Annotated in this window: 21 protein-coding genes; 15 read left to right on the top strand and 6 right to left on the bottom strand. The window is 32.7% G+C overall.

Going from position 1 to position 19,621, the window contains the following annotated elements; translation table 11 throughout:
* The 7 genes from ACODST_RS01725 to ACODST_RS01695 are packed head-to-tail and all read left to right on the top strand — an operon-like array spanning position 1 to position 6,309.
* The gene (locus ACODST_RS01725) at positions 1–1,233 is read left to right on the top strand and encodes a DUF4178 domain-containing protein (protein ID WP_488930387.1); all 1,233 of its coding nucleotides are present in this window, start codon (positions 1–3) and stop codon (positions 1,231–1,233) included.
* A 6-nt stretch (positions 1,234–1,239) separates the two neighbouring features.
* Positions 1,240–1,422: a hypothetical protein gene (locus ACODST_RS01720; RefSeq protein WP_488930386.1), complete on the top strand. Its 183-nt coding sequence runs from the start codon at positions 1,240–1,242 to the stop codon at positions 1,420–1,422.
* Between the two features lie 12 nt (positions 1,423–1,434).
* Complete coding sequence (locus ACODST_RS01715) at positions 1,435–1,650, top strand: DUF350 domain-containing protein (RefSeq protein ID WP_488930385.1); 216 nt, start codon at positions 1,435–1,437, stop codon at positions 1,648–1,650.
* On the top strand, positions 1,643–3,163 hold the full coding sequence (locus ACODST_RS01710) for a polyamine aminopropyltransferase (RefSeq protein ID WP_488930384.1): 1,521 nt from the start codon (positions 1,643–1,645) through the stop codon (positions 3,161–3,163). The genes ACODST_RS01715 and ACODST_RS01710 overlap by 8 nt, the downstream gene beginning before the upstream one ends.
* A complete protein-coding gene (locus ACODST_RS01705) occupies positions 3,138–4,766 on the top strand; it encodes a flavin monoamine oxidase family protein (protein WP_488930383.1) in 1,629 nt (542 codons plus the stop codon). Before ACODST_RS01710 ends, ACODST_RS01705 begins: the two co-directional genes overlap by 26 nt.
* Entirely contained in the window at positions 4,732–5,763 is a 1,032-nt protein-coding gene (locus ACODST_RS01700; RefSeq protein WP_488930382.1) for a hypothetical protein, read from the top strand. Before ACODST_RS01705 ends, ACODST_RS01700 begins: the two co-directional genes overlap by 35 nt.
* Before the next feature lie 24 nt (positions 5,764–5,787).
* Positions 5,788–6,309: a DUF6438 domain-containing protein gene (locus ACODST_RS01695; RefSeq protein ID WP_488930381.1), complete on the top strand. Its 522-nt coding sequence runs from the start codon at positions 5,788–5,790 to the stop codon at positions 6,307–6,309.
* Between the two features lie 146 nt (positions 6,310–6,455).
* Here the strand turns inward: ACODST_RS01695 and ACODST_RS01690 are convergent, their stop codons facing one another.
* From ACODST_RS01690 to ACODST_RS01680, 3 genes are all read right to left on the bottom strand, one after another.
* The gene (locus ACODST_RS01690; protein WP_488930380.1) at positions 6,456–7,223 is read right to left on the bottom strand and encodes an SGNH/GDSL hydrolase family protein; all 768 of its coding nucleotides are present in this window, start codon (positions 7,221–7,223) and stop codon (positions 6,456–6,458) included.
* Between the two features lie 63 nt (positions 7,224–7,286).
* A complete protein-coding gene (locus ACODST_RS01685; RefSeq protein ID WP_488930379.1) occupies positions 7,287–8,069 on the bottom strand; it encodes a DUF3050 domain-containing protein in 783 nt (260 codons plus the stop codon).
* 85 nt (positions 8,070–8,154) lie between these two features.
* Positions 8,155–9,336, bottom strand: coding sequence for an acyl-CoA dehydrogenase family protein (locus ACODST_RS01680; protein WP_488930378.1), 1,182 nt, complete (start codon positions 9,334–9,336; stop codon positions 8,155–8,157).
* 171 nt (positions 9,337–9,507) lie between these two features.
* Between ACODST_RS01680 and ACODST_RS01675 the strand changes: the two genes are divergently transcribed.
* Positions 9,508–11,262 (top strand): helix-turn-helix domain-containing protein, encoded by a 1,755-nt coding sequence (locus tag ACODST_RS01675; protein WP_488930377.1) that lies wholly within the window; start codon positions 9,508–9,510, stop codon positions 11,260–11,262.
* Positions 11,263–11,277: 15 nt separating this feature from the next.
* On the opposite strand, the gene ACODST_RS01670 is transcribed toward ACODST_RS01675, so the two are convergent.
* Together ACODST_RS01670 and ACODST_RS01665 are read right to left on the bottom strand one after the other, a co-directional pair.
* Entirely contained in the window at positions 11,278–11,463 is a 186-nt protein-coding gene (locus ACODST_RS01670) for a hypothetical protein (RefSeq protein WP_488930376.1), read from the bottom strand.
* 56 nt (positions 11,464–11,519) lie between these two features.
* Positions 11,520–11,648, bottom strand: a complete 129-nt coding sequence (locus ACODST_RS01665) for an rSAM-modified peptide (RefSeq protein ID WP_488930375.1) — start codon at positions 11,646–11,648, stop codon at positions 11,520–11,522.
* A 270-nt stretch (positions 11,649–11,918) separates the two neighbouring features.
* Here ACODST_RS01665 and ACODST_RS01660 point away from each other — a divergent pair, with 270 nt between their 5' ends.
* Entirely contained in the window at positions 11,919–13,481 is a 1,563-nt protein-coding gene (locus ACODST_RS01660; RefSeq protein WP_488930374.1) for a vitamin K epoxide reductase family protein, read from the top strand.
* 71 nt (positions 13,482–13,552) lie between these two features.
* The gene (locus ACODST_RS01655; RefSeq protein WP_488930373.1) at positions 13,553–13,714 is read left to right on the top strand and encodes a hypothetical protein; all 162 of its coding nucleotides are present in this window, start codon (positions 13,553–13,555) and stop codon (positions 13,712–13,714) included.
* A gap of 469 nt (positions 13,715–14,183) precedes the next feature.
* Here the strand turns inward: ACODST_RS01655 and ACODST_RS01650 are convergent, their stop codons facing one another.
* Positions 14,184–14,507, bottom strand: coding sequence for a helix-turn-helix domain-containing protein (locus ACODST_RS01650; protein WP_488930372.1), 324 nt, complete (start codon positions 14,505–14,507; stop codon positions 14,184–14,186).
* Between the two features lie 236 nt (positions 14,508–14,743).
* Between ACODST_RS01650 and ACODST_RS01645 the strand changes: the two genes are divergently transcribed.
* From ACODST_RS01645 to ACODST_RS01625, 5 genes are all read left to right on the top strand, one after another.
* Positions 14,744–14,932, top strand: coding sequence for a hypothetical protein (locus ACODST_RS01645; RefSeq protein ID WP_488930371.1), 189 nt, complete (start codon positions 14,744–14,746; stop codon positions 14,930–14,932).
* 175 nt (positions 14,933–15,107) lie between these two features.
* Positions 15,108–15,767 (top strand): TlpA family protein disulfide reductase, encoded by a 660-nt coding sequence (locus ACODST_RS01640; protein WP_488930370.1) that lies wholly within the window; start codon positions 15,108–15,110, stop codon positions 15,765–15,767.
* 72 nt (positions 15,768–15,839) lie between these two features.
* Positions 15,840–16,340 carry a hypothetical protein gene (locus ACODST_RS01635; protein ID WP_488930369.1) on the top strand — a complete coding sequence of 167 codons (501 nt, stop codon included), beginning with the start codon at positions 15,840–15,842 and terminating at the stop codon, positions 16,338–16,340.
* Entirely contained in the window at positions 16,318–17,964 is a 1,647-nt protein-coding gene (locus ACODST_RS01630; RefSeq protein WP_488930368.1) for a hypothetical protein, read from the top strand. The genes ACODST_RS01635 and ACODST_RS01630 overlap by 23 nt, the downstream gene beginning before the upstream one ends.
* A 36-nt stretch (positions 17,965–18,000) precedes the next feature.
* Entirely contained in the window at positions 18,001–19,620 is a 1,620-nt protein-coding gene (locus ACODST_RS01625) for a hypothetical protein (RefSeq protein ID WP_488930367.1), read from the top strand.
* Position 19,621: the final 1 nt, after the last annotated feature.

The following is a 19,621-nucleotide window of genomic DNA, read 5'->3' as shown; positions in this document are numbered from 1 at the left end:
ATGAAAATTCCTTGTTACGATTGTAATATAGAAACCGAATTAGAGGTTGGTTTTGAAGTGGTCAATTTTGTTTGTCCTAATTGTCACAGTCTGTATGCCCGTGATAAGGAAGGAAGTTTTCGCAGAAAATCGCAGTATAAAGGCGAAATAGACAGTCGGCCTTTAGAGGTTGGCGATGTTGGATTCCTCAAAGGAAGCGAATATACTGTTACCGGCATATTGGCTAAAAAAGTTCATCCGGACTATCGATGGACGGAGTATATACTTCAAAATGATAAGAAAGAGTTTCTTTATCTTTCGCTTTCTCAGGGACACTGGATTTTATTGACCGAAATGGAAGAGACTTTTAATGTAAAGTCGAATCCTTCTGTTTTAGAATATGATAACCTGGATTATAGTATTTTTGAGTATTCTAATACCGTTATAATTAATGCAGAAGGTTTTTTTGATTTCGAACTGCCGCAGAATTTAGTAATTCCTGTAGTAGAATATATCAGACCGCCTTATATGATTTCTGTTGAAAGAGTGAAGGGAGTCGAAACGGCTTTTTATGGAGAATACATTAAAAAGAAAGAAATCAAAAAGGCTTTTAAAAACATTACACTGCCCTATCAGCACGGAGTAAACCTTATTCAGCCGGAAGAATTTAACCTTAGGGACCTTGCCGTAATTTTTTGTTTTACCGCCTTATTGATTATTACGACCAACTGGTATATTTATAAAGATCAGTTTGAGCAGACTGTTTTTTCGAAAACTATATCATTTAGCGAGTTTGACAATAAAGAGATTACCACCGATGCTTTTGTTTTAAAAGGAGGTTCGGCACCCATAACCATTAAGGTGTCTACAGATGTCGACAATTCGTGGGCCAATCTTAATATTGCGCTGGTAAATGAAAATACGGGCGACGAAATTTACGCCAATAAAGATATCGAATATTACCACGGTTATACTGACGGCGAAAACTGGACAGAAGGCAGTACGTCTGAGGAATTTAATATCTGTGGTGTAAAAGAGGGAAAATACCATCTTTTAATAAGTCCGATGAAAGCGCCGGAAGATCATACCAATGGCGAAATGCGGGTAAATGTGGTCTGGAATGAACCATCGAGCCGAAATGCATGGTTTGTTATTTTAGGTATGATAATCATTTATCTGATCATACGCTATTTTAGTTATAATCTTGAAAAAGAGAGATGGGCAGACAGTTCCTATTCTCGTTACAGCGAATAAAAAGTTATGAAAAAAATTTCAGATTTTATACGTAATAATGCCACAGCCCTGTTACTGGGTCTGTTTTGTTTTGGCGTTTACCTTTATTTTACAATGGCAGGAAATAGAATCTGCGATTGCGAAAGAACAGAAAACTACAAAGGTGCAGGAAGCAGCCACTCATCAATAAATCGTTTTTACCACAAATAAATACTTAATTATATGGAACTAATACATACCCAGCCAATTGTTAATTCGATTATTTTTTCTTTGTTAGGAATTATCATTTTGTTATTCGCCTATTTTATTATCGAAAAAATAACACCGGAAAACACCTGGAAAGAAGTTACAGAAAAAAATAATGTTGCTGTTGCGATTGTTTTAGCAGCATTTATCATCGGAATCTCGATGATTGTTAGTGCCGCAATTCATGGGTAATAAGTTTTTCAGGTTTGAGTTTCTTTTACTCTTTGCCGTATTTATAATTGCTACCTGTGGACTTATTTACGAGTTGGTTGCAGGAACTCTGGCAAGTTATTTATTAGGCGATTCAGTAAAACAATTTTCATTTATTATTGGTGTGTACCTGTTTTCGATGGGTATAGGTTCTTTTTTTTCAAAGTTTTTTCATAAAAACCTGCTCAACACTTTTGTAGAAATCGAGATTCTGGTGGGCCTTATAGGCGGTTTAAGCTCGGTAGTGCTGTTTCTGCTTTTTGAAAATGTAGGTTCTTTTCAGTTCATTTTATATTTATTTGTTTTCGTAACCGGATTTTTGGTCGGATTGGAGATTCCGCTCTTAATGAATATTTTAAAAGACAGAGTCGAGTTTAAAGACTTGGTTTCGAATGTTTTTACTTTTGATTATATCGGAGCGCTTCTGGCTTCTATTTTATTTCCGTTGGTTTTAGTGCCAAAATTGGGTATTATGGGAACCTCTCTTTTCTTCGGAATGATCAATGTAAGTATTGCTATTGCCTTGTGTTTTTTGTTAAAAAGAGAATTAAAGAAACCCTCTTTATTAAGGGCAAAAGCTGTTTTTTCTTTTATGCTGTTACTGGCTGTTTTTATTTTTTCGAATGATATTCTCGCCTATTCAGAAGGGAAATTGTATGGAGAAAATATCATTTATACGAATTCGACGCCATACCAGCGTATCGTTTTAACGCATAATAAGAGCGATTACAGGCTTTATTTGAATAATAATCTGCAATTTAGTTCTGCTGACGAATATCGTTATCACGAGGCTTTAGTTCATCCCGCGATGTCGATGGCAGAAAGTGTCGAAAATGTTTTGGTTTTAGGAGGAGGAGACGGACTTGCCGTTCGTGAAATCCTAAAATACAAAGACGTAAAGAAAGTAACTTTGGTCGATCTGGACGAAGGAATGACAAAGCTGTTCAAAACCAATTCGGTATTGACGAATTTTAATCAGAATTCGTTGAATAGCCCTAAAGTTACGGTCATCAATACCGATGCTTATATTTGGGCAAAAAACAACAAAGAAAAATACGATGTGGCAATAATCGATTTTCCGGATCCGTCCAATTATAGTCTGGGGAAATTGTATTCGCTTAATTTTTATCAAACTATTAAAACCATTTTAAAACCAGATGCGGCGGTGGTGATACAAACGACTTCGCCTTATTTTGCACCGAAATCGTTTTGGTGTATCAATAAAACGGTAATGCAGGTTTTTCCGCAGGTTGATGCGTATCATGCGTATGTTCCGTCGTTTGGAGAATGGGGATATACCATTGCGATCAATGGTTTCGGAACCACTTTTAATACGATAAACCGAAAAGCTGACGGATTGAAATTTTACAATTATCAGTTCGATCGTTTTAATTATTTTACAAATGATATGATTTCGAACCAAATAGAAATCAATCGTTTAGACAACCAGATTTTAGTACGCTATTTTGATGAAGAGTGGGGAAAACTGCAATAAATCCAGAAGGAGTTTTATAAAAGTAGTGGGAGCGGCTTTAATCGCGGTTCCGTTTCTGCAGTTTTGTTCGGATAAAATTGCGGTGTTGATGATTCGTCTATCGGGTACAAAACATCTGCTTGGACATCGTTTATGGATTAAAGATTTTCCTAAACCGGTGAAACAAATCCAAATTCCATATTTGATTGTTGGCGGCGGAATTTCAGGTTTGAGTGCCGCACGCCAGTTTCATAAAAAAGGAATTTCCGATTTTTTGATGGTAGAATTAGAAAATCATTTGGGCGGAAATTCTTCCAACGGAGAAAACAAATATTCTAAATATCCTTTGGGAGCACATTATCTGCCGTTGCCTAATTTTCAGGACAAAGAGCTGCTGCATTTTCTGGAAGAAGAAAAGATAATTTTGGGTTATGACGAAAAAGGATTTCCTGTTTTTGATGAATTACAGCTGACTTTTGCGCCCAACGAACGCTTGTTTTACAAGAATAACTGGCAGGAAGGTGTCGTTCCAAAAGAAGGAAATTTGATTTCAGACGATTTGGAGTTTGATACATTCTTCAAAAAAATGGATGTTTTTAGAACTGCCAAAGGTAAAGACCAGAAATATCTGTTTGATATTCCACTTTATCTTTCTTCATCAGATTCAGATACTAGAGCTCTGGATAAAATCACTATGAAACAGTGGTTCAGGGATAATCATTTTACGTCTGTACCTTTGTTTAATTATATCGATTATTGCTGTAAAGACGATTTTGGTTTAGGAATCGATTATGTTTCGGCCTGGGCGGGAATTCATTATTTTGCCGGAAGGAAACAAGATTGTACTCCTGAAAAACATGACAGTGTTTTAACCTGGCCGGAAGGAAATTCACGTTTAGCCAGTCATCTGAAAAAATACAGCAAAGACAAAACGCTCAAAAATCATTTGGTTTATGATGTCAAAGTAGAAAACAATAAAGTAATCGCAAAAGCATTTGATGATGTCAATAAAACGTCGGTTGAAATAATTGCAGATAAAGTCATCATGGCTTCTCCGCAGTTTGTAAATCAGTATCTGATTAAAGACAGAAAAGTATTTACCAAAGAGTTTCATTATACACCCTGGCTTTTGGCAACTTTAGTAGTGAATGATTTAGCGGATAATTTTAGTTTTCCGCTTTCCTGGGACAATGTTATTTATGATGCAAAAGGTTTGGGTTATGTTTACGATCAGCATCAGACACTCAATCAGGTTCAGGACAAAAAAGTGATTACGTATTATTATAGTTTTTCGTCTGCCGATTTAAAGAAAACGAGAAAAGAGCTTTATAAAAAAGATAAAGAATACTGGAAACAGTTTGTCCTGAACGATTTAAAAGTAGCGCATAAGGATATTGAAGAATGTACAGAAGACATCGAAGTGTTTCTTTTGGGTCACGGAATGATTTCGCCTGCGCCGGGTTTTATTTTTGGAGAAGCCAAAAAACAAGCCAGACAAAACATTCAGAATAAGATCTATTTCGCACACAGTGATTTATCGGGAATTTCGATTTTTGAAGAAGCTTTTCATCAGGGAATTAATATTGTAAATGAAATTACAGATGACACAGCCCTGGATTCATAAACCCAAAACCGACTTAGCTTTTATTGTTGGTCCGTCATTTTTTGTATTGGCGGTTATTTTTATTTTTAAGGATTATATAACTCAGATCGAAGAACATTATTCTTTTTATACCTGGCTTTTTTTGATTGTTTTTATAGACGTGGCACATGTTTATGCGACTTTGTTTAAAACGTATTTTGTAAAACAGGAATTTCAAAAAGATAAAAAACGATTATTGCTTCTGCCTGTTATTTGTTTTGCAGCAGGACTGATTCTGTTTTCTTTTGGCAGTTTGGTTTTTTGGTCTTTTTTGGCGTATGTGGCTGTTTTTCACTTTATAAGGCAGCAATATGGCTTTATGCGGTTATATGCCCGCAAAGAGCATAAAACAAGGCTCTCTGTTGTTGTAGATAATCTTGCGATCTATGCTTCAACTGTTTATCCGATGTTATTTTGGTTTTTTTCTTCCAAAAGACAGTTTAACTGGTTTGTTGAAGAGGAGTTTTTTAGGTTTGAAAACGAAAGAATTCCCGAAATCCTGTTTTGGATTTATATCGGAATTATGATCTTATATTGTGTTTATACCGCTGTAAAATCTATTCAGAACCAATTTTTCAATATTCCTAAAAACGGTATTATTCTGGGAACGGCTTTGTCCTGGTATTTTGGGATTGTTTATTTTAATAATGATTTGATTTTTACTTTGCTGAATGTTGTTTCACACGGGATTCCGTACATGGCATTGGTTTATTTTAAAGAAATTGATGGAAAATCGGAAGTAGAATTAGGGCGTTTGTCTTTTTTAAAACAATACAAAGGGCTTTTGATCTACATTGGAATACTGCTTGTAATTGCTTTTTCAGAAGAGTTTCTGTGGGAGTTTTTTGTCTGGAATGAAAACATCACAGTAAGCGGTTTTGATTTTTCGGGCTGGCAGATTTTGTTAGTGCCTTTGCTTACTGTTCCGCAGTTTACACATTATTTACTGGATGGGTTTATCTGGAAAACTAAAAAGTAATTTGGTTTTGATATATTTGATTGGATGAAAAAACAACTTATAATTTTCAGCATTATTTTTTTATTGCTTTCTTGTTCTAAGAAGGAGGATATAAAGCTTTTTCCATTTGATGAATTTGTTTTTGCTGGCGAAGCTCTGCATTCTGTTTTTTGTATAAAATTTACAAAGAGTGACACCGTTTATTATCAAAGAATATTTCCTGAACCTGTAGAGAATTTTTATGCTGTTCTCAATTCTGAAGAAAAAGGAGAATTGAACAGGTTACTTCGTGACGTAAATTTTGAAAAATTTGACAGTGTTTACGCAAAAGAAACTGTAGAAGATGCGCAGGCTTATCTTATAAAGATTTCGAATCAGGAAAAAAGAAAATCGATTTATTTATATGCCAGAGAAGCTCCAAAAGAATTGGATGGATTTATAAAATCTCTAGGTGAAATCAAAGGTAAATTACATTTTGTACCAACGAATAAAATGGCAGATTTTGGAGATCTGACATCAATTTTACCGCCTCCGCCTCCTCCAATGCCTTTTAAAAAGGTTCATTGAAAACAAAAACGTATAATCCAGCCCCGATAGAAGCGGTATCTTTTTGTGGTTTCGTTTCTTTAACGAGACCACAAAAAATAAAGCGGATAGCGGGACTAAACGTACTTTTGAAAACGAGTTTTTCTGCTTCAAAAAAAAGAAAAAGCTTAATTCTGTAAAGCAATTTTGATCTTCGGCATCATTCGGTCCACAAACATTTTATAAGCGGTTTCAGAAGGATGCAGGCCGTCTGCAGCTACAAGATTTGGATTACTCAGTCCCAAACGCGTAATATCGGTAATAGAGACAAAGGTAACCTGATTATTAACACAGTATTTTTCTGCGAAACTGTTGTATTGATCTATTTCTGTAGAAATTCGGGTACTTTGATCGCCGGCTATAGCTTTTCCGTAAGGTGTATAGGCGTAGTCCGGTATAGAAATAACGACAACATTTTTTGGGTCGCCTTTTGCGAGCACAATGGCCTTGCTTAGCAGTTCAGGAAATTCTTTTTCGTATACAGAAAATGCTCTTCCCTGATATTGATTGTTTACTCCAATTAACAAGGTTACCAGATCATAATCAGACTCCGGGTTTTGTTCTTTTATGGCAGTAAGCAGGTTATTAGTTGTCCAGCCGGTACGGGCGATTACTTTTAAAGAAAAAGCGGTTTCCGGATAAAGCATTTGTAAGTTGGTTTTGAGCTGTTCCGGATACCGGCAGGTTTCGCACACGCTTTGTCCAATGGTGTAGCTGTCGCCTAATGCCAGATACTTTACAGATTTGGAAATAATGGGTGTTGTTGGGACTTGTGTCACCGGTGGTGTTACTGGCACTGTAGTAACAGGAGCTGCCGAAGATGATTCTTCGGTGCTGCAGCTCAGCAGGAATACGGAGAGGATAACGGTAACTATTTGTTTATGCTGCGGTTTCATAATTTGTTTAAATTAGTTTGGCTTCTTTAAACAAATAGTTACGTTAAATAAGATATTTTGGTTTTATACCATTTCTGTTTTTAGGAGAATTTCTTCTTCAATAGCATTCCAGAGTCCGATACGTTTTTCTAAGGCCAGAATTGAAACTTCTTCTACTTCTTTCCACTTTTGCGCATCGTCTTCACATAAATCGGTGATCATCTGCATGGCCATCGGTCCATGTTCATCGGCATCAAGTTCGATATGTCTTTCGAAATAATACAGTAATTTGCTTAAGTCAGTGTCCGGAAGGTTTTTCTGGAAATTTTTAAGGATTTCAGTAAACATACTCGGAATCAGGTCTTCTCTTCCAAAAGTAAAAGCAGCAGCAATCTGATGCGGTTTTCCTTCTTCGATAACTCTGAAAGTAAAATCTAAAAAGGCTTTGATATCCGGATGAAGTGAGCTTTGTTTAATGGCCACAAAAATGTTGTGAAGAGAAGTTACTTCGGCCAGGAATTTATGAATTTCGGTAGTGTCGGCACCACAGTCTTCCATCGCTTCCAGATACATTTCATAATGACTTTGTCTTCTTCCGTCGATACTGATGTCGGTTTCTTCGGCCAGTACAATTTCATTAATAAGATATCGTGTTTCCGGGTTTTTCGTAGCAAACCAGGGAGTGGTGGTACAGGTAAGTTTAGCTTGTAATGCTTTTAAAAGCGACATAAAATCCCAAACAGCAAAAACATGGTTTTCTACAAAACTGTGTAAATCATCGATACTTTGGATTTTTTTGTATAAAGAGTGATTTAAAAGCTGGTCTTTTTGAGGTTGAATGCTATTGTGTATAGTTTCAATATTCATTTAGGTAAATTTTGGTGCAAAGATAAAAAGCTTCCGGGGAACAGGAAGCTTTTTATATTGTTTTTGTATATATTTTAATAGATGTTTATGATTTAAATGCTGGAATTCCAGTTACATCCATTCCGGTAATCAATAAATGTATATCATGAGTTCCTTCGTAAGTAATCACACTTTCGAGGTTCATCATGTGGCGCATAATAGAGTATTCTCCCGTAATTCCCATACCGCCTAACATTTGTCTGGCTTCACGGGCAATTTCAATGGCCATGTTCACATTGTTGCGTTTTGCCATAGAAATTTGTGCAGAAGTTGCTTTTCCTTCGTTTCTTAAAACACCTAAACGCCAGGTTAGTAACTGTGCTTTTGTGATTTCGGTAATCATTTCGGCCAGTTTTTTCTGCTGTAACTGCGTTCCGGCAATAGGTTTTCCAAACTGGATTCTCTCTTTGGCATAACGAAGAGCGGTATCGTAACAGTCCATGGCAGCACCAATGGCACCCCAGGCAATTCCGTAACGGGCAGAATCTAAACAGCCAAGCGGAGCTCCGAGCCCTGATTTATTAGGTAAAAGATTTTCTTTAGGAACTTTTACGTTATCAAAAATTAACTCTCCTGTGGCCGATGCACGTAAAGACCATTTGTTGTGGGTTTCAGGAGTCGAAAATCCTTCCATACCGCGTTCTACAATTAAACCATGAATTCTTCCTTCTTCATTTTTGGCCCAAACAACGGCAATATCAGCAAAAGGAGCATTTGAAATCCACATTTTGGCACCGTTTAAAAGATAATGATCACCCATGTCTTTAAAATTGGTAATCATGCTTCCGGGATCAGAACCGTGATCCGGTTCTGTTAAACCAAAACACCCAATGTATTCTCCGGTGGCCAGTTTGGGTAAATATTTCATACGCTGTTCTTCATTTCCGTACTTCCAGATAGGATACATTACTAATGAAGATTGTACAGATGAGGTCGATCGTACACCAGAATCACCTCTTTCTATTTCCTGCATAATCAGTCCGTAAGAAATCTGGTCCAGACCGGCACCGCCATATTCGACAGGGATATAAGGGCCGAAACCGCCAATTTCTCCAAGGCCTTTAATAATTTGCTTTGGAAATTCTGCTTTTTGAGCGTATTCTTCTATAATTGGGGAAACTTCCCTTTTAACCCATGCACGTGCAGATTCGCGAACTAATTTATGCTCATCTGTTAATAAGTCATCAAGGTTAAAGTAATCCGGGGCCTGAAATAAGTCTGGTTTCATTTTTGATTAGATTTTGCAAAACAAATTTACGGAATAAAAATATAACAAAACAAAGATAAATTGTTATAAATTTACATATAAGTTAAAAAATAATCACAAATAAGATAAATTAATTTTAGTTTATTGATAATATATAAACTAATTTTGAGATTCCAAAAAAATATAAATTGAATGAAGCTTATCATCTATTTTTTACTTTTTTTCGTTTCGGGTGCCGGCTTTTCCCAACAAAAGAAGGAATTAACAGAGCAGGAGTATTTACTCTTGCAGGATAAAATTCGATTAAATCTCAACGCAAACAGAGACAGCGCTGCTGTATATGCCAGCCAAATGGCAAAATCCGGCAATAATAAACATTTAGCCTTTGCAAATGTAGCGCTTGCTTACTTACTTCAATTGCAGGACAGCACAGCCAGATCTAAAGAAAAATATGCACTGGCGTTTCAATATCTGGACAAAATGAATGAATCCAGAGATAAAACACAGCTAAAAGCTTATTTATATAACTATGGAGGTCTGATAGAAGGAGCAAGAGGAAATTACAGTAAAGCTCTTGAGAACTATCAGGCGGGCATGAAAATTTCTACCGAAATAGGAGATATTGTTCAAATTGTAAAATTTAAAACCAATATTGCCTTTATAAACGAAGCTATAGGGAATTATCAGCTGGCTATAAAGAACTTAAAACAGCTCAATACTTTCATAGATAATAACGAAAGTTATTATACCAAAGAACAGTTTAATACTATAAAAAGCAGTAATAATTTAACACTGGCAGCGTCCTACGAAGGCTGGTACATGAAAAACCAGTCTTCAATGTATTTACTGGACTCTGCAGCCTATTTTTATAAGAAGACAGTTTCTTATTCTCAAAATTTACCCATTAATAACATCACGGCAAAAATAAGTCTGGGTAATGTTTATTATATGAAAAATGATTATAAGAACGCCGAGAAAACGTATTACAACATAGTATTTTTTGCTAAACAAAACAACTTGAAGAAAGAATACAAAATTGCTAATTATAATCTGGGTAATTTGTATTATGAAACCAAAAAGTATGATAAAGCGCTGGTGTTTTTTAAAAAAGTAGACTCTATCTCTGAAATCGATAATTTAAAAGATGAAAGTTTTTTAAAATCAAACTATTATCAGGCCAAAATATACAATATCTATAAAGAGCCGCAGGAAGCCTTTAGACATTCTAAAATCTATCTGGACAATTATGAAAAATCGGAAGCCAAACTGAATAATGAAGCTTTGGAAGTAAATTATAAACTTGGAACAGGTGATTTGAGTGAGGAAATGGTTACGATTCAGAAAAAATATGAAAAAGATGTTTTGCTGAATAAGGCATTAAAGGTGTTTTATGTACTGCTGGTGGTGGGGATTATATTCTTACTGATCAAAAATATAATTGATAAGAATAAAGCGCATAAAAAAATGAACGCTTTAATTGAAGAGTTTAAAGCCAATCTGGAGAAGAAAAATAATGCCGAAATTATTGTTGAAGAAAAAGAAGAGATACCGGAACTTGAAGAAGTTCACCTTAAAAAAGAGAATATCACTTTAAGTATTGATGAAGCAAAAGAGAACAAAATAGTCGAAAAACTATTGGCCCTTGAGAATAAATTAGAATATTTAAATGCCGATTTTACGCTGCCGTACGTGGCGAAAAAGATTAAAACCAATACGACTTATTTATCTTATGTTGTAAATAAAAGATTTGGAAAATCATTTGGGGAATATTCTAACGAGTTAAAAATTAACTATGTAATCAACGAAATGATTACCAATCATATGTATCGTAAATATTCGACTCAGGCTATTGCCGAAAGTGTAGGTTTTAAGAATGCGGTTTCATTTGCCAAATCATTTCGCAAAAGGACTGGTGTTTCTCCAGCCCAGTTTGCGAGTAATATTTAAGGAAACAGGTTTTATTTATCCCACTGTTCCTCCTCCTCCTCTGATAGGATCTTTGTTGCCATCTGTTGGAGCCGCTTTTGCAGCTTCCGGTTTTTCATCTTCAGGAGTTACAGGGCTATCTCCGCCGCGAACTAATTTTTGTTGAGTTGTATCTATTTTTTCCGTTATAAAGTTTTCTAACGCTGATTTTTTATTAGTCATAAATTTGTATTTTTGTTGTTGGGTATTTGCAGTGCTTTTTTCTAATTTTCAGATTTTTATCCTACTGTTCCTCCTCCGCCTCTTATAGGGTCTTTATCATTGCCAGGATCATCTCCTCCCCGAACTGATTTTTGTTCATTTTTAGATAATTTTTTTACCTCAAAATCTTCTAATTTTAGTTTCATATTTTTCATGTTTTTACATGTTACGGTTACTGATATGTCAAAACTAACTAAAATGATAAGCCTTTGATCGAGAATCGGGTTTTTGAAGTTTTTTGAAATTGTTTTTAGGTGTAATGGTCTTATTTTTAAGTATTTGAGTGTTTTGTAGAGACTGCTATAATTTATAAATTGTATGTAGTATAATTAATAAAATGTCTGCTTTGGATCTTTTTTTTCGAATAAAAACAACAATATTTGCATTGGAATTACGATTTAAAAGACTCCCAAAAAATGTTAAAACTTATTCAAAAATTTCTTCAGATAAACCGATACTCAGAAGTCAAAAATGAGTTTAAAGATTTGTTTCTTTCTCATCCCAATTATCCAAGTTTATTTGCGATAACAGATTCATTTGATTTGTTGTCGATTGAGAATGCTGCAATAAGAGTTCCGAAAGAGCAGATAGTGGATTTACCATCCAATTTTCTGGCTTATTTTAAAGAGGAACTGGTACTGGTTGAAAGAGCAAAAGATTTTGTTCGTATCAGCACCATTAAAAAGGGATCTCAAAAAGTATCGTATGAGAAATTTCTTTTAGACTGGAATGGTGTTATTGTGGCCATTGAACCAAATAATGTTGTAGCCAGAGAGAACTTAAGAATTGAAATGAGCTGGTTAAAATACCTTGTTCCTTTTCTGCTGGCGGCTGGTCTTTCGTTCTTTTATAACAATTATAATTTATTTAGTGTCCTGTTTTTATTAACCTCTTCTGTAGGATTAGTGGTTAGTATTTTGATTGTTCAGGAAAAACTGGGTTTTAAAAACAGCATTATTTCAAAATTTTGCAGTTTGAGTAACAATTCTTCTTGTAACTCTGTAATTAATTTTAACGAAAATTACAATGACAGATGGATTAGTTTCTCCGATTTACCATTGTTTTTCTTCAGCGCAAGTTTTATTGCGATTGTAGTACAGCCTTTGAGCTCTTCTATTTTTGTTGGCTTTTTGAGTTTGTTGGCTATCCCGATTATTGTTTCGTCAATATGGATTCAAAAATTTGAACTTCAAAAATGGTGTGTGATGTGCTTAATGGTTTCGTTTTTGATATTTACGCAAAGCATCATATGGTTTTCATCAGACTTATTTACATTAAGTTTTAGTTTTAAGTCTGTTTTTCCATTCTTGTTTTCGGTAATTCTGCTTGTGCCGATCTGGTTTGTAATAAAATCTGTGGCGCAGAACGTTCTTGAAAATGAAAACTCATTAAAAGAGCTTAAAAAGTTTAAACGTAATTATTCGCTTTTGAATTTTTTATCTAAAAAAGTACCTCATACAAACGGATTTGAAGATTTGAGAGGATTAAATTTTGGAAACAGAAATGCGGTAGTAAAACTGGCCGTTATCATAAGCCCAAGCTGCGAACATTGTCATAAAACATTTCAGGAAGCTTTTGATTTAGTTTTGAAATTCCCGGACAAAATATTTTTAAGTGTTTTGTTTAATATTAATCCGGAAAACACAGATAATCCATACAAAGCAGTAGTTGAAAGATTGTTAACCATAAACAGATCGACTCCGGGAAAAACAGTTGAGGCGATTTCAGACTGGCATATTAAAAAAATGAGCCTTAAAAAATGGCTTAAAAAATGGCATATTGAAAACATCAGCATGATGATCAATCAGGAAATAAACAAACAATATGAGTGGTGTTCTAAAAACAATTTTAATTACACTCCTGTGAAAATTGTAAATGAGAAATTGTTTCCGAATGAATACGAATTAAGCGAACTGAAATATTTTTTAAATGATTTTGTTGAGGAGAAAGAAACAACTGTTTTGGAGAGAATCGCATAATCATTAAAAAGAAGAGGAATTATTTTTTTTGCCAAAGAATACTATTCCAAGAATAATTAAAACAAACGGTTATGTTAAAACATATTTTAAACCTGGAAGGGTCACAAGAAATAAGTGCCAGTGAACAAAAAACGATTATTGGCGCTAATATGGAAGCAGTTTCTAATTGCGATGCCTGGAATACGATGATTTCTGAAGAGTGTTCAGACTATTATTTTTCAGATCCGAGCTAAATCTGACGAATTTCATTCAATGTTAAAGAAGATTTTGGAGTTGAAAGATGCTCAGCATATTAGTAAAAGTGAACAAAAAACAATAAAAGGAGGAATACCACAATGCTGGGTTTATGCGATTGAAGCGGGATGTATTCTAATACCAAGCGGAGGAGTTTGTCCGATAAATACAGAAGCCGGTATTTGTGGTTCAAACCGACTTTGCTGTTAAATTTTTAAAATTATTTAAAGTAATATACAAGAAAGCCTTTTTAAAATTTAGTCATGTTTTTTTTAATTTGTAGGCGCTCGATCGTGGAACATTGAGCAATTTATCCCAACATTGATGATTGGTGTCGGGATTCTCAGGATAATTGGTCACTTGGGTCGGTTTTATTTGGTTAGGGCTGATCAAGTGCCATCTCCTAGAGAAATTGGTATTACTAATAAATATATTCAAATATGAAATAGAGAGGAATTTTGTTTCTCTCTATTTTTTTTTGCTCAATTGTTTTTTCAGCAGATTATTTTCTTTTTCCAGTTGCTGATTATATTTAATAATGGTTTCAATAATACTTAAGCAGGCCAAAGCGTCTGAATCAGAAGTTATTTCTAATATTTTATTTTTGTTTTTTAGTTTTTCAATATCAGTTTCTAAAATTTTAGAAAACCGTATCCATTCGTCTTCTCTGATAGGAGATATACCCCGTTCTTTTTTTGAATAGGTGGTTTGCTCCATAGCAAGCATATCTGCCATTTGTTTCTGAGTAAATCCTTTCTCTTTTCTGGCTTGTAACAAATTTTCATATTTCATTTCAAACAAATTTAAAACTTAAATATAAGGTTATTTGTTTTATTTCTTACATTTTTATATGTTGCTCATAAAAATATCTTAAAAATTTCCTACAAATTATGATTGCCTAATTTTCATTTTTAAGACTTTTGAAAGAATTGAATCTAAATTTAAAAATTGATCGCGGCAGCTTTTTATTTTCCTGATTTTTCCAAAGCGTAATTTTAATATTGTAAAACTATGAAAGTTCAAAAAAAATGTCCCTTGCAACTGCAAAAGGTAGATTGTCAGGAAAAGAAATGAAAATTATTATGGCAGGAAGTGGATTGTATGATGGCCCTAAATCTGTAAAATGTTGTTTACAAGGAACAGAACGTTGTGGTCTCTGCGCATCTAGCACTGGAATCCCAACATGTTCTGCTGGTTATGAATTAAAAGATTGTTAAAACTAAAAACATAGAAACTGCTTTAGCCTTAAAGTAGTTTCTATTTTAAATATCATGAAAGCAAACATAACTCTAATTATATTAAGTTTTTATTTTATTATTTCTTGTAATTCTAAAAATCTAATAGGAGATCCATCGGATATAACGAAAAGTATAGATAATTTTTTTGAGTATAATGATAAGTATATTTTTTTTTTCAAGAGATTTTACAGCTTTTGATGAAGATCAAAATTTAATAGACAAAAAGACATTTTTGCTAAAAATAAAAACCGGTCATTATTTACCTCTTAAAATTTATTCTAAAGAGAACGAAGAAATTTATACTATTTATAAGATAAAGAAATGGAAAGTAGAAGCAATTAAAAATGTATTAATTAATAATGCTGACTTAGAGATAGAGAATTTTTCAAAACAAGGGCATTATTTTCCTCACTTTAACTTAGTCGATTTAGATGGCAGCAAATATGAAAATAGTTTCATAAAGAACAAAATAGTAGTAATTAAATTTTGGTTCATTAACTGTCCGCCTTGCATTAAAGAAATTCCTGCAATGAACAAAATGATAGAACAATATAGGAATAATAAAGATGTTTTGTTTTTAAGTTTTGCTTTGGACAAAAATAGTGATATAAGAAATTTTGCCAAAAAGAACCCTCTTAAGTATCCTGTTTTTGCAGATCAACAAAAGTTTATTAATGAGAAATTAGAGATAAAGCTATTTCCGACATATATGATATTAAACAGAAATAGCAAAATTACGAAAGTTGTCAATAACTTTCAAGAATTAGAGTTTGAGTTAAATATTGAAATATCAAAAGAAAACCAAAGCCGCTGATTCAGTAGTTATTTCTAGTATTTTATTTTTGTTTTTTAGCTTTTCAATATCAGTTTCTAATTAGAAAATGACTTGAGAAGAATTGTAAATAAATTTCCTCGATTTTCTGAAGTAGTTTTTTATAATTATATGGGAGGGAATGAGATTTTTACAGAAAATGAAAAGTTTACTTATAGTGAAGATCCTATAGAAAATATTTTAGAAAATAATTCTATCCAATGTATGGAAGACTTTGTTTTGAATCTGGATGCATATAATGAATCTCTTCAATATAATTTTATGTATAATAAATCTGTATTCATAGATAAGGATGGAGGAATAAAAAATTACTATAAAGATCCTAATACATATGGGGAACTAGGAGTTAATAAATTGCGAGAAGTTGTCAGTACTAATGAATTTAGATCAATTTGGTATGTTAATAAAGATAGAATAGAGATTTGTAAAGATTGTCAGTTTAGGTATATCTGCCCAGATAAAAGAATTCCATATCAAAAAACTATAGAGAATCAGTATTATGAACACCAGACAAAATGCAAATTTGATCCATATGAAAACCGTTGGCATGTTTAGAGGGATAAAACTTATTTTTATTTTTGGCTGTTTCTTTTGTTTTTATAACTGTGGAACAATAAAACAGAATGTTATTAAGCATAATTATTTCTTAGGAGATTTCTTTTATAATGATTCAATAAATATATCAATTGATTTTTTAGGAAATATTATTCAAGAAGATCTGTCACAAATTAAAAAATGTAAGATTAAAAAAGAATTAAAGAAAGTTGAAGATGTTTCAATAGATAATTTATTTATAAAATGCAGGCCTTTAAGAAACAGTAGGTTTGATATGTATTATTTTTTTGAAAAAGTTATTAGTCCTGTTGATACGTTAACCCAAATAAGTGAGGTTAAAAAAGACGAAAAGAATAATATTGCAGTAGTTGAAAAGAAAAAAGGAAACAAAAAAGTAATTTGTGTAGTTAAATCTTTTATTAAAAATGATTTTAAAAACACTGTAAATAGAGCAAGGGAGTGTATAAGTAAGGTTAGAATAGATTCTACAATAAATCACAAAATATCTTATTTTTCAGTTTTTAACTATTATACAACTTCTTTTCATAATTATTTGGAAGCAAGAAAAAAAATTAAAACGGCACCTATCTCCACTACAAGTGATAAAAATAATTACAAATATCAGCTTTTAAGAACAATAAACTCTTTTATGCAGAATAATAAGGAGTATGATTCGCTGATTAACAATTATGAAAGTAAATATAAAGAAAAGTATAATGATTTTATTAAAGCTATTTCTAACAAGTCTAATATTTTCTACGATAATGAGATTTTCAACAGAATAGATGAGATAGTTGAAGAAAATAAAATAGTAATACTTAATGAGGATCATAATTATCCTTCTCACAGGATTCTTGGAATGAAAATGTTAGATGTTTTATATAAAAAAGGATATAAGTATATTTCATTAGAAGCTTTTAATAGCAATGATAAAACAAAGTTTATTCCTAATCGGAATAATGGATTTTATATAAGGGAGCAATATTTTGCGCATTTTATACGGAAGGCAAAAGAGTTAGGTTTTACAATTTTAGGTCATGAAAATTATGATGAAAATGTTGACAGAGAGCTGGGACAGGCTAGAAATATAATGAAAATTATTGAAAGGGACAGTGTTGCAAAAATCTACGTATATGTTGGACAATCACATTTGGAAAAGAGAAGTGAAAAAAAGAAATGGATGGCAGAATATCTAAAAGAATTATCCGGAATTGATCCTGTCACAATAAATCAAGCAGCTGTATTTGCAGATAGTAATAAAGAATTAATGTTGGTACCAGCGGCGTGTCTTAAGGAAGGTCCGCAAACAAAATCATCAGCGGATTTTTTTTTAATCAATAATTTAAAGCCCAGTCTTGAAAAGATTTATACAGATAGTCTTTTTAAGACCATATTACTTATAAACGAGACATTTAAGAAATATAAAAAAGAGACTTTATTATTGGAGGTGACTGATCACGAAGAGTTTAGTTTGATAGGAGAAATGGCAATTCCCATAGATAGACGTTTGATAAGCCCAGTAGATAATAGTATTGAACTGAGATTACCAGTAGGAAAATATCATGTTTCTGTAAAGACTGAAAACAATCAAACTATTTATTATGAAGATTTGGTTGTAAAATAGAAAATGATCGCAAAAAGAATTTAGAAAACTGTAACTATGATCCATACTATAATAAATGGCTTAATCAAGATTAGCTCGCTCGTTTTAGTTGGAATAATGTTTGCGAGTTGCAGTTCAGTAAATAAGGATTTAAGTAAATGCAACTATTTTAACAATGATTACTTTTATAATGATTGTGCGAAAGTTTCTATTGATTTTTGGAGTGCCATGGAGTTTCCAAATGTGAAGAAATTAGAAAAAGGCATCAAACAAAAAAACAAAGATCTATTTCGTAAAGAAATATTATTGTATGGCGTTTCAAAAGTAAATAACTACAGATTTTATATTTTTTACGATTCATTAAAGAAAGCGGAGGATAATATTTATCATCAGGAAATTACTTTACAGGACACAGTGAATAATATCTCCATTTTTGAAAAAAGAAAGGGCACAAAAAAAGTTATTATTTATTTGGAGGCATCAGGTAAACTAAAAAACTATTCTGCAATAATAGGTAATAAACTGGCAGATAGAATTTTCATTGACAGTTGTAACAGTAGTAAATTGTCAAGTATGAGTATTTTTAATAATTACATAAATAAAAATCCTTTACAAGCTAGAAAAAAAATAACAGCTTCGACTACTGAAAAATTAACTTATAAAGGTCTAAAGTGGCAGCTTTTGGCGACAACGAATTCTTTTTTGTCAAATAATTTTAGTTATGACACGATAATTAAAACATACGAAAAAAAGCGTAAAGAAAAATATAATGTATTTGCAGATTCGATTTCATCAAGTAAAGATGTTTATATAAATGATTTTGTTTATAAAGAGATAGGGGAATTATCAAGCAGAAATAATGTGATCTTTCTTAATGAAGATCATTATTATCCTAAGCATCGGATTTTTGCGATGAAAATTTTGGAAATACTAAAAGAGAAAGGATTTAAATATCTTTCCCTGGAAGATTTCAAGGCTGATAATAAAATTACTTTGATTCCCAATATAAATAATGGTGTTTATATTAATGAGCCCTATTTTGCACATTTTGTTAGAAGAGCAAAAGAATTAGGTTTTGTAATTGTTGGGCATGAAAATCTTGATGATGCTATTGAAAGAGAGGTCGGACAAGCTCAAAATATTGTTGACATTCTGAAAAGTGATCCGGAAGCAAAAATCTTAGCTTATGTTGGTCATTCACATATCGAAAAAAGAGGTGAAGGAAAAAAATGGATGGCGCAATATTTTGAAGAATTATCAGGAATAAATCCTGTTACAATAAATCAAGTTGCAATATGTGCTGATACAAAGCAGGAAATCACTTTAATACCAAGAAATTATCTTCCGGAATATTTAGGTTTAAGATCTTCTGCTGACTTTTTTTTAATTAACAACATTAAGCCAGGTTTAAAAGAAGTTTTTCCAGATTCTGTTTTTAAAGATGTAAAAATTAGAAGTAAAACATTTAAAAAAAATAAAAATGAACAAGTTCTGGTAGAAATTGATTTTCTTGATGAATTTAATTTGTTTAAAGAAGCAGGAATTCCAATCGAAAAGAGATTAGAGATTTTAACAGGAAAAACAATAAAATTAGAACTTCCAATAGGGAAATATCATATTTTTGTAAAGACAGAAGACAATAATGTTATTTATGATAATGATTTAATTCTAAATTAAA

The organism is Flavobacterium sp. FG19, assembly GCF_057809475.1.
Note: the sequence above shows the minus strand (reverse complement) of the source record. Positions and strands in the feature narration are given on the sequence as shown.